Source organism: Chitinophaga flava, assembly GCF_003308995.1.
Taxonomy (GTDB): Bacteria; Bacteroidota; Bacteroidia; order Chitinophagales; family Chitinophagaceae; genus Chitinophaga; species Chitinophaga flava.
Genome location: NZ_QFFJ01000002.1, coordinates 3,392,330 through 3,402,522 on the forward strand (window position 1 = coordinate 3,392,330; position 10,193 = coordinate 3,402,522).

At 42.5% G+C, this 10,193-nt stretch carries 10 protein-coding genes; 2 read left to right on the plus strand and 8 right to left on the minus strand.

The window, feature by feature from the left end; all coding sequences use genetic code 11:
* Window positions 1-50: 50 nt before the first annotated feature.
* The 7 genes from DF182_RS28980 to DF182_RS29005 form a co-directional block, all read right to left on the minus strand.
* Window positions 51-980, minus strand: a complete 930-nt coding sequence (locus DF182_RS28980; RefSeq protein ID WP_113619242.1) for a helix-turn-helix domain-containing protein — start codon at window positions 978-980, stop codon at window positions 51-53.
* A 4-nt stretch (window positions 981-984) separates the two neighbouring features.
* Window positions 985-1,848 carry an NmrA family NAD(P)-binding protein gene (locus DF182_RS28985; protein WP_113619243.1) on the minus strand — a complete coding sequence of 288 codons (864 nt, stop codon included), beginning with the start codon at window positions 1,846-1,848 and terminating at the stop codon, window positions 985-987.
* A 118-nt stretch (window positions 1,849-1,966) separates the two neighbouring features.
* Window positions 1,967-2,467, minus strand: a complete 501-nt coding sequence (locus DF182_RS28990) for a hypothetical protein (protein ID WP_113619244.1) — start codon at window positions 2,465-2,467, stop codon at window positions 1,967-1,969.
* A 217-nt stretch (window positions 2,468-2,684) separates the two neighbouring features.
* Window positions 2,685-3,854 carry a helix-turn-helix domain-containing protein gene (locus DF182_RS28995; protein WP_113619245.1) on the minus strand — a complete coding sequence of 390 codons (1,170 nt, stop codon included), beginning with the start codon at window positions 3,852-3,854 and terminating at the stop codon, window positions 2,685-2,687.
* A gap of 195 nt (window positions 3,855-4,049) precedes the next feature.
* Window positions 4,050-6,521, minus strand: a complete 2,472-nt coding sequence (locus tag DF182_RS29000; RefSeq protein ID WP_113619246.1) for a hypothetical protein — start codon at window positions 6,519-6,521, stop codon at window positions 4,050-4,052.
* 116 nt (window positions 6,522-6,637) lie between these two features.
* Window positions 6,638-6,760, minus strand: coding sequence for a hypothetical protein (locus DF182_RS32790; RefSeq protein WP_262511113.1), 123 nt, complete (start codon window positions 6,758-6,760; stop codon window positions 6,638-6,640).
* Between the two features lie 271 nt (window positions 6,761-7,031).
* Complete coding sequence (locus DF182_RS29005; RefSeq protein ID WP_113619247.1) at window positions 7,032-7,928, minus strand: hypothetical protein; 897 nt, start codon at window positions 7,926-7,928, stop codon at window positions 7,032-7,034.
* 433 nt (window positions 7,929-8,361) lie between these two features.
* Between DF182_RS29005 and DF182_RS29010 the strand changes: the two genes are divergently transcribed.
* The gene (locus DF182_RS29010; protein ID WP_147243581.1) at window positions 8,362-8,718 is read left to right on the plus strand and encodes a hypothetical protein; all 357 of its coding nucleotides are present in this window, start codon (window positions 8,362-8,364) and stop codon (window positions 8,716-8,718) included.
* 13 nt (window positions 8,719-8,731) lie between these two features.
* Here DF182_RS29010 and DF182_RS29015 read toward each other — a convergent pair whose 3' ends face one another.
* Window positions 8,732-9,058 (minus strand): winged helix-turn-helix transcriptional regulator, encoded by a 327-nt coding sequence (locus tag DF182_RS29015; RefSeq protein ID WP_113619249.1) that lies wholly within the window; start codon window positions 9,056-9,058, stop codon window positions 8,732-8,734.
* A gap of 142 nt (window positions 9,059-9,200) precedes the next feature.
* Between DF182_RS29015 and DF182_RS29020 the strand changes: the two genes are divergently transcribed.
* A complete protein-coding gene (locus DF182_RS29020) occupies window positions 9,201-9,977 on the plus strand; it encodes a nuclear transport factor 2 family protein (RefSeq protein WP_113619250.1) in 777 nt (258 codons plus the stop codon).
* Window positions 9,978-10,193 lie beyond the last annotated feature (216 nt).

Consider the following 10,193-nt stretch of genomic DNA (forward strand, 5'->3'; position numbering starts at 1 on the left):
AGCCGGGTTTGAGGCTGTCGTTTTAGGTAAATCAGATAAGGTTGGAAATATTAAAACCTGCTGGTCTTTCTGAATACCAGTGGAGAAATATTCATTTTAGTCTTGAATAATTTAGAAAAAGACTGCGGATATTCAAACCCCAGTTCAAAAGCGATTTCATTTACAGACAGATCTGTCATCATCAGTCTTTCCTTTGCCCTCTCTATGATCTTATCTTGTATGTGTTGTTGTGTGCTGCTACCAGTAAGTGTTTTGAGCAGACCGCTCAGATAATTAGGTGAAATATTCAGCTGGCTGGAAATATCCTTTACTGTGGGTATCCCGTTTTCTTCCAGTGCTTCCTGAGAAAAAGCCTTTTCCAGCAATGCTTCCAGTTGTCTTACGATACCATGGTGGGTGATCTTACGGGTAATGAACTGCCGCTGGTAAAAGCGCTCTGAATATCCCAACAGGGATTCGATAAGCGGAATTATTATGCCCTGGCTGAATTTATCGATGTTAGTGCTATATTCCTGCTCAATATTCTTAAACAATCCGTGGATAGTCTGCTCTTCACTATCGGAGAGGAACAGGGCTTCGTTAACTGAATAATCAAAAAACTCACATTGCCTTATCTTCAATGAAAGAGGATGGTTCCAGAGAAAGTCCGGATGGAGCAACAGCATCCATCCGGACCGATTCATTTCTTCCACCTGATCGGCATTAAAGCTAAATACCTGTCCTGGTGCTATAAAATTCATCACCCCTTTATCAAAATCATATTCCTGCTGTCCATACTTCATTTTCACGCAAGCCCGCGCAAATCTGCTCATACCTATAAAATAGCAGTCAGTGGTGGCCACTATATCTACCGGCTTAGGTAGCTCCTTTAGTTCAGCAATATTGAGTACGCTGATAAGTGGATGTTTGGTATCAGGCAGGCCTTTCAGCTGCAATAGCTGCTGAATGCTTTTTATTCTCAGGGGAAGGTTTCCGGCCATAACATTAGTTTTGATGGTACCAGGTAGCGTATTCCCTGGCAAAATCCCGCAGTTTTCGTTTTCCTAATATAGGTCTGTTAAGGTAATAATCCTGCTGTGCTTTCCCATTATGCATATTTTCCTGCATTTCTACCAATAATCCGGCCACCTCAGGTGATATGCCGGTAGCTTCGAGTGTTTGTTTTACCTGTTCGCCGGGAAGTGCTATCCATGGGAGGTGAGGTATTCCAATGGCTTCTCCTATAATTTGTGCTGCCTGTGTACAGGTAAGTTCCTCGCTGGCCACGTATAACACTTTCAAGCCCGCAGCTGCCGGGGTATTGATCTCTCCCGTGATAGCAGCAGCGATGTCTTCAGGAGCCACAAAAGCTATCAGATCTTCTCCGCCATAATTGGATACAATCATGCCCTGGTGCCGGATCATATCTTTAAGATGATAGAAATTAGTGTAAAAAGGTCCCGGTCGCACAAGGGTAACAGATACTTCTTTAAGGGCCTCAAACTTCTTCTCCGGCTGGATAGAAGTCAGCAGGTGAGAGATCCACCCCGAGAGCACTATTACACGCTTTACGCCGGTTTCCCTGATAGCCTGGATATAATTATCCATGTTGCTGTCCCATGCATCCAGGTCTCGTGTTGCAAAATCCAGTGGGTTCATACAGTAAACCACATCTGCCCCTGTAAAGGTTTTAATAAGGAAAGAAAGGTCCTGGATACTGCCAATAGCTGGTTGAGCACCGATGGCCTGTATCCGGGCCTGTTTATTGGGATCTGTACTGATGAGAGTGATCTGGTGACCTTCCTTCACCAGCATTTCAGCAAGTGGTTTACTGATATTCCCCAGCGAGCCGGTAAGTACGATTTTCATTTTCGAGAATTTAATGTAACCCAAAGTTCACTCGCGGCGACGGGGGAAAAGTGTTCAGATCTCAGAAAATTGAATGAAAATCACTGGCGACAACTATGCAGGTTTTTGAGGGAAACATTTATTCAGTACTTACTTTTAGTGAAAGCTCATTACGCATAAACCAGGTAGAGTCTCCTGCATAACAAACTTCTTTCTTGCGGGAAAAAGTTGTTTTACTTATTCGATAGGTAAAACGTAATAGTGCCGCTTTATCATCATCAAACCCGTCTTTCTCGGTCACAAACTTCAAGGTTCCTTCGGGCAATAATGTCCGCTCTTTGACGCGCTCTCCGTCAATATCCTGTCCATCTTTAGCGATCGTAATGACCTGCAGATTATCATGTGAGGGCTCTTTGGGATAAGAAGTTTTAAAATCGTAACAACCAGTTCCTCTTGCTGAAGCAGTTACCGTTAATGTTGTAGGAATAGATACCAGCTTGCTGGTGCTGTAATCGAGGTAGGTGAGCGAGCCACGCCAGTTTTTATTGGTTAACCCGTCAAGATCATTAGATCTAAGTCTGGTATTGGTTTGATGTAATGTTGTCATCAACATGAACATAATTAGCATGAATTTCATCATAGATTTTTCGATTTAGGAGACAAAAATGGATGTTTCGGTTGTTGAGGGCGGTGCAAAACCAGATTGGGACGTCCCAGATACCGCATATGGTACCTGTTTCAGGTGGTAAATAGCTATCTTGATAAAATTAAGGGAGTTGGATAGTGGTATTTGTTACAAAAGAAAAGTGGGACTATTTCGATCAGTCAGATGAGCAGGGAAATAAAAAATAAGCCACTTACCTGATGAATTCAGAGGGAGCCATACCGGTGAATTCTTTAAAAATGCGGTTGAAGGTGGTTTTGGAATTGAACCCCGCATCCATGGCTATTGATATAATAGTTGTTTTTTCCAGATTGGCAGGAGTTAGTTTTCGTTTGACCTCCTCCACCCGATACGCATTCACATAGTCATTAAAGGATTTTTGGTATCCGGTGTTAATATGCCGGGAAACGACCTTCGGATTTAGCTTGATAGCTTGGGCAAGGTCAACTAATGTCAGGCCGGGGTTGAGATATAATTGTTGTTTTTCCATTGCCTCTCGAATCCTGTTCAATATTTCAGGGTCCGGTTCGAATAATGCCTTTGCATCTTCTGCCATCTGTTTGTCAGTAACTTCATAAGTTACTCCAGACAGATTTGATTGTCGTATCCCTGCCACCCCAAGAACGAGCGCTGTAATTCCCAGTATTTCCACAGAATAGTCGTAGTCAAAATACAAGCCCTTCAAATCCCTTAACAATATCTCAATAAACCATTGAAAACATAAAATCATTGATACAATTAAAATAGTTATAAGCCAGTTCAGTCTTATTTTTGATAATTCCGAGAAGTTATTTTGTACCCACTGTTGGTAACGCCGCAGCAAACGGACAGACATAATTAAGTAAATGCCAAGGGAGGCCCAGGTGCCATCAAATTCAATCCTGTAAGTATAAGGACGGTGAACGTTTTCCCAGTACCATTCTTTAAAAACGAATGGGCAAAAGGCTAATGTAAGATAAAGTGCAAACTGTAAAGCCACCGGAATAAAATGTAGAAGGTGTATCCGTTTGAACTTAAAATTTTGATTCACCAGACTCCGTACATAGAAATAGAGCAGCGGGCCAAAACCGAAGGAATAAAAAATCGGCATAAAATATAGATCCGGTCTTTGATCATAAATTCCGGCAATTCTTATAAAATGGTCCATCAGCCAAAATGCAATGGCAAGGATCAATGCCGCCAGCAGCCTGTTAGAAAGCTTGTTGTTTTTTGCGAAAAATAATAAGCCGGAAGCAAAGAAAGACTGCGAAATGACCACTGCCAATAATGCAACTATACCAGTGAAAAATATCTGCATATCTTGAATAAGGGGTTCAAATAGTATGGGTGTTATGATGAACGTTGCCAAAATGAAACGGTACATCTGAATATGTATGTAATATATACCATTTTCACATGATTGTGAGTAGGTAATGGGCTGAAATAGTTGCGGTTGGGCATAACCCAACCGCAACTATTATAAATGATTGATCTGTATTGATCCAGATAGCTGATGAAGATTTCTCCAGGTCTCCATTTTAGCAGGCCCCATTCTTTAAAGGCCATGTAAGATGATACACTAGTGGGTTTCCCTGATCAACTCAGGCTGACCATTGGAACGGATTTCCAGCTTTACATCGGCGCCGTTTTCACCAGAATATTTTCCGTCGAAAATAATTTCATTCATGCCATTGGATAAAACCGGTAATGGTTGATTCAATTCAATGGTTTGCAGCAGTTGCCATTGACGATTGTATAATTTTACAGTTTTGCCGTCAGATTTCAGTATCTGGTTTCTCTTCAGACTTACCGGCAATACCAATGCATCCTGTTGATTGATGGCTAATGATATCTGATCGAAGGTTACATCCGGATCATAGTCCTTGCCGGCAGCCAGGGTAATAATAAAGGAAATGGGTTGGGCTGTTGCCGGATTGTTGAACTTAAATGTTGAGAAGACCGGCTCTCCTGGCTGTTTTAGCTGTTGGGTGTGTTTGAAGTAGGTATTGTATACCGGTGTTAATTTATATCCATTGTTGCCGGATGTCTCCAGATGGAATTCATGCTTTAAACTCCGCATTTGTTCTTTCTGTGCTTCGCTGAAAATGTTTTTCATGCGGGCCTGTTCCCATATCTTTATCAATTCCAGCAACTCATTTTTCATTCCGTGTTTATGCAATGTTTCCAGGCTGGTGGCCAGTCCAAAGCCGGCGTTATAGCCGGCGCCCAGGGCCAGCATCCATTCTATGTCTTCCGATGCTGTTTCAGGGCGCAAACTGAACCATCCCAGCATGGAAGGCATCAGGTTACGACGGAAAAACTGTTGGTTCCTGAGGCGCAATTGCAGCTGACTTTCCCTGAAGCCTGCATACCAGGGCTCACCCCAGTTCATCCTGGTATAAATATGCCAGAAGTAGTGGCCGGGCATACTGGCATCATTAATAACTTTTCCCTTCAGTTCGGGCTTCAGGTTATCGTACCAGGTTTTGGTAAACAGTTGTCTGGCATATTGTCCCATACCGGAAGACCAGCAGCCTTCAAGCCCATCGAAAGATATCTGCATCAGGCCTGTCTCATTAAAAAGGCGTGCAATAGTTTTCGACATTTCCTCCTGTAGTGCGTAACTGGTAAGAAATACTTTATAAGGATGATCAAACAGTTTGGCTATTGTATCATTTTGCTGATGTGCTGCTGCCTGGGTGCTAAAGGCGCCGCGCTGGCAATTGAGCAGTTTCCACGGTGCTGACGCGGATACAGTTCCATAGCGTATAATTTCATTGCCAATGACAACTGACTTCAGCGTATTGTTTTGAAACTGATTGAAGAAGGTGGGGTCTTCGATCCCGATCTCCTTGGTGTTGGCGTCGATGGCGGCGTTGAGGCGCGAATAACCCACCTGGGCCAACCGGTGATCTGGTACCGGAGTTACATAAGGATCGTTGGTGGTAATGAAGTTGGATAAAGTATGTATGCCCAATCGTATTCCTTTGGCCCTGGCTGTTTCAACGCACTGTTTCATACTGGCCCAGTTCTGTGGAAACGCTTTGGTATGCAGTTTAAAATGTCCCCAGTTCTCAAACGGATCGCCATGATAGAGATAACGAAGGCCGGCCTGTTTGGTCGCTTCCATTGCCTCCTGCAGGTTGTCAACGCCAAAATCCATGATGAGGTATGATTCGGAAGCGTGGGAAGCCTGCTTTCCCCATTCACCATCAAGCAATGGATGCGGCAATCCTTCGGCGATTTCAATCTGCGAAATGGTTGGCAGCACATCTGCATTAACTACACCGAAAAGAGCGATCTTGCTGCCAACAACCCCGCCATCATTAAATGCAGGAGCCAGGTAGGCGGTATGTCCCCAGTTTTCAATAACACGGTCTTTATAACGGTTACGGCAATACGCTTGTAACACAGATCCATAAGCTGTTGGTCGCGCTACGTCTCCTCTGAACAATTGTTTGTTCATGTCATCTTCCTTTACATCCACTTTGTTGCCGCCTTCAAACACATCATACGAAGGCTCTATATCACTTTCTGTATTCGGGTAACCACCTAGTGTTTTTACATTCAGCGCCTGTATACCAATAGCAAATTCTTTGCTACGGACCACACCTACCACTTCACCGATAGTGTCAGCTATGATAGTAGGATAGGGGCCCCATAGCACCAGATCCGCATTTTCAGCCATGGTCAGTTTCATCAGTTCAAAACTGATGTAGTTGTCTTTACACTGCACTTTTACATTTGCTTCCACGTTAATCTGTGGATAGGATAACACCAGCTCCGAGCTTTTTGCTTTCCAGACACAGCTCCGGGGCGCGTGAATATTCCCGTCTTTTTTAATGCTCATCAGCGCAGTGGCCTTGTCTGCAAATAAAAACTCTTTCTGAAGCATGATGCTCTTCATGCTGGTTATCTCTCCTGAAGCATTTAGCTGAAGGTTCCATTGCTTCGTTTTGAAATTTATCTGCGCAGCAGCCGGCAACGTGGTTATAACTGTCAGGACAACCAAAAAGGGCAGCAGATGTTTGATGAGACGTCTGTTTTTCATTTCGATATTTTACATTGGTAAGGGAATATACTTCCTCTGCGGACGTACAAAGTATGTATTTAAACCCTGGAAGACTAATGTAGTTTTATCCTTTTCTGCCGTTTTTTTTGCCCGGCTTATGTGAGGGAAATAAGCCCTGTGCCAGGGCTGTTGCGCCTGATCGTCGTTGCCCGGTTAATTTTAGCAAAGAAACGGTTAACATCGGTGCCCATCCCCATAGCAATAATCAATATATTCATACTGCTAAATTATTACCATCACCAAACCAAATTGCAATGAAGAAACAATGCGCAAAAAAATTGACGCTGGGAAAAATAACTGTTGCCGGCTTGAGCAAACCTGATCGGTCAAATGTAGCGATAAAAGGATCCGCCAACTGTGTGTTTACATGGAGGCCGCCTTGTTACACCGATATTAATTAATAATTCAATCAGCAAACAAAATGTCACAGGTTTACCAGTCTAATAAGACTGGTTCTTTTTTATGTATATGGTATCCTGGTATTAAATATTATTTACTGCTGTTCACCTTTTCTTCCAATTCCTTTGTCCGCTTATCTAGTTGAATAATATACAAACTCATTTCTTCAATCTTTTTCAGCAGAATTTTATTCATCTCTCCAAGATCATGACCCTTGGTTTCCACTTCGTTTGCAGCTGGTAAATCCGGCAGATGTTTGTGTTCGGCAATATAGCGGGCCAGATCAGATATAGGGCGTAATTCGAATTCAGGATTAAATACATAGTCCGGCCAGTTGTCCGCAGTCACTTTTATCCGGTTAGCAAAAATATCTCCATTAACCAGGAGCTGCGATTTTTTGGATGGGTAGCCAATCGTTACATTGGCATTGGCATAATTTACCCGCAGTGTATTGCCCAGGTTTACATCATTTTGCACAGTAAAGTTAAAAGGAACATCATAGCCTTGAGTGGGAGCAGTGGTTATTTGTTCATACCCTTGATAATTACCACTGATAGTTACTACCTCATAAATTGAGTAACCAACAAAACCGCCATGATAGATATAGATATCATAGGAGGTCGCTGCTCCACCTGAAGCATTGGGCACAATCTTTATTGAGGATACCGGAACAGAATAACCGGTACGTGTTGCATATGCACTAAATGCATAACCGTTTGGAACAGAAGATCCATTACTGGTGCGGATATGCAACTCAGTTTGCCCCATCTGATCCAGTAATCCATTATAGCCATTTCCTCCATGGAACCTGATAGTAGCAGTTGAACCTTCCTGTGGCATGGAAAGTGTTCCAAGTTTAATCCAGGCATAATTATAGGAGTTGGCGTTGTACAGGTGACGTACTACCGTAGGGTTTTGTGCGCTGGCATTGAAGCTGGTAAGACACACCTGAAAAAGAAAAATGAGCAACAGGCATCTTTTTACCATGCAGAATGAATTTTTAAATGACATGTTTTGTGTGAAAAGGCTCAACAGGACAGAAGTCAACGGAGGGGTTAACTTAGTTAATTTCATCATAGCGTATAGGTTATATATTAGTTGGTCATAAAGATAAAAAAAACAGTCAATTGTCCAACCCGTTTTTCATTGAATACCCGATGGGCGTAGTCGCCCACATATAGGGAGACTTCTATCAGCATAGTATTTCAGCCGTTTTGAAGAAATCAAATTCCTGGCTCTGTTTTCAGCGTTTTGTTGTTATCTTGTACTGAGTTTTATTTTTAATCCTCAAATGATTCGGGTACCCAAAATTGATAGGGCTTATTATCCGGTTTTACCTAGGCTATTATTTAATATTAAGCAAATGATCATACATCTCATTTTTATAATTGTTGGTGGTTTATTTCTAACCGGTGCTATAGTGAATCTGAAGGGTAGGCTGGCATTAATGAGAGGTGGAGAGCAGGCTGTAGGCACCGTTGTTCAGCTTGTTGAAAGCAAAGATGATGAAGGGACCTGTTATTATCCTGTTTTCGATATCCCTACCCGCCAGCATGAAATAATTACGTATAGGCATGGAACGGCTTATTCTTCGCCTGAGAAATGGCAGATAGGAGAGACGGCTGCATTTATATTCGAAGCAGGCAAGCCGGATACTGTAAGGTTCCTCAGCTACTGGGGGATTTTTTGGTGGCCTCTGTGTTTGATGGCTGTGGCGGTGGATCTTTTGGTGATTGGCGGCGGTTATTTCCTGTTACAGGGATACTTTACCACCTAGTATAGTTCAGTAATTACTTTGTGAGAAGATTATCACCCCATTTTTCCATAAGGTCCACGATAGGTAAGAGCGATTCTCCCAGCTCGGTCAAAAAATATTCTACTTTCGGTGGCAGTTCCGGGTAAATTACTTTTTTGACAACACCATGTTCCTCCAATTCTTTTAGTTGCAGACTTAATACCCGCCTGCTGGCACTCGGATTATGCCGGGCCAGTTCGCTGGGCCGGTGTATTCCCTTATGGATGCAATTAATTAAACAGGGTTTCCATTTTCCCCCGATAATCTCAAGTGTTACACCTATCCCACAACTAAGATCCTTTGGAATTTTCTTTTCGTACATCTTTTTATGCTTATAGCTACAAAGGTAGGTCATATACCTCAAGGCGGGTATAGGGGCAATATTTTCCCTATGACAGTATTTTTACCCATATTTTTTGCGGCGTAGCGCAGGTATACCTTTGACCCCACTAAATAGTAGATACATGGAATTATCAACATTATCAAACAGGGACAAAGCGGCTGCTATACAAAATAGCATTGAGACAGAGACATTAGCAGAAATCGGATTAATAAATCCGGCATCTTACAAACAGCATAACCCCCATGTTGCTACAGGGCTACAGGCAATACTGGGGCTGCACGAGCAAATGCCAATGGAGAAAGTATATACCAATGTGGTTCGCAGGTTTCAGGATGGTGACATTGGCTTTGTCCACGTAGATTATTATTTGTTCGAACCTACGGTGGCTTTTGATATCCACCGTTTTGAAAACGGTATGAGTGTGGAACACTGGGACAATCTTCAGGTCAATACCAAAAAACTCAATAAGAGCGGGAGAACAATGACCGATGGTAAAACAAAGGCAATAGATCATCATAAAACAGCGTCCAACAAGGAGCTGGCCCGCAGTTTTGTGCAGGAGGTCCTGATTGAGGGTTATACCGAGCGACTATCAACCTACTTTAAGGAAGATGAGTTGATTCAGCATAATCCACACATGGGAGATGGAGTCAGTGAGTTTTTCAATGTTTTGGAACAATGGAAAAGAGAAGGGAAACCACAGATTTACCATACTGTACATCAGGTACTGGGAGAAGGGAATTTTGTTTTGGTTTTAAGTGAGGGATACCTGCATGAGGTACATTCCGCTTTCTATGATTTGTATCGGATCGAGAACGACAGGATCATCGAACATTGGGATGTTATCGAGGAGATACCACCACTTGAAAGACGTAAGAATGAAAACGGAAAATTTTAGAACGACAAAAAAATATACAAATGCCGGGATGATACGTGAATGGTATCATCCCGGCATTTGCTTTGAATAGCGCTTGTTTATTAAGCCTGACAATAAATATTGTAATCTATTTCCTGTTATATGCGGAGATTTCGTTTTAGTACTGTAGGAGGTATTTTGCGTCGTTTCCTTTGTGGCTGAAGTTTGAATAGAATATATTTTTTTATTACTTGACAA